Raw genomic sequence first — 1009 nt, forward strand, 5'->3', positions numbered from 1 at the left:
GGGTGAACTGCTGGTTCCTGCGTGACCTGCGCACCGCCTTCGGCGGCGCCGGGCAATCCGGCATCGGCCGTGAAGGCGGGGTGCACAGCCTCGAATTCTACACCGAGATCGAAAACATCTGCGTGAAGTTGTGAGCGCCATGGCTGATCAGGAAGTCACATTCGATAGAAGCAACATCGACAAGGCCGCGGCCCAGTTGAGGCACGCCGCCGAGACGATGAATCCTGGCCCGCCGATCCGGGATCTGATCTCGGCCGGCGGCGTCGAGGCCGCTTATGCGGTGCAGGACGCCAATACGACGCACTATCTTGCCAACGGCCGCCGGCTGGTGGGCCGCAAGACCGGGCTCACGTCGAAGTCGGTGCAGAAGCAGCTCGGCGTCAACCAGCCCGACTACGGCATGCTCTATGCGGACATGGACGTGCCCGAAGGCCAGCCGATCCTGCTGACGCGCGTGGTGCAGCCCAAGGTCGAGGCGGAGATCGCTTTGGTGATCGGGCGCGACCTCGACGATCCCGACGTGACCACCGCCGAAATGCTGCGCGCGATCGAATATGTCGTGCCGGCGATCGAGATCGTCGACAGCCGCATCGCCAATTGGGATATCAAGATCTGGGACACGATCGCCGACAATGCGTCGAGCGGGGTGTACACTCTGGGGGCCGTTCCCAAGAAGCTTGACGGGCTCGACCTGCGCACCTGCGGGATGGTGATGGAGCGCCGCGGCGATCCGATCTCGGTCGGTGCGGGCGTCGCCTGCCTCGGCAGCCCGATCAGCGCGGCCTTGTGGCTTGCGCAGGTGATGGCGAAGGCCGGCCGGCCGCTCAAGGCGGGCGACGTGATCCTCAGCGGCGCGCTCGGCCCGATGGCCGGCGTCGCGGCCGGCGACGTGGTCGAGGCGCGGATCAACGGTGTCGGCACCGTCAAAGCTTTTTTCGAAGCGGGCGCCTGAAGGCGCTTTGGGAGATTTACGAATGTCGAAGATCAAATGCGCGATCATCGGTTCCGG

General features: G+C 65.3%; 2 protein-coding genes. Both read left to right on the forward strand.

Annotation, left to right across the window (positions count from 1 at the left end):
• Positions 1–134 (forward strand): aldehyde dehydrogenase family protein (locus QHC78_RS21025; protein ID WP_319748094.1); only part of this gene is annotated, 134 nt, incomplete at its 5' end.
• Positions 135–139: 5 nt separating this feature from the next.
• Positions 140–952, forward strand: coding sequence for a 2-keto-4-pentenoate hydratase (locus QHC78_RS21030; protein ID WP_208634577.1), 813 nt, complete (start codon positions 140–142; stop codon positions 950–952).
• The last annotated feature ends 57 nt before the right edge of the window (positions 953–1009 follow it).

It is taken from the genome of Pigmentiphaga sp., from assembly GCF_033795525.1.
Lineage (GTDB): Bacteria > Pseudomonadota > Gammaproteobacteria > Burkholderiales > Burkholderiaceae_B > Pigmentiphaga.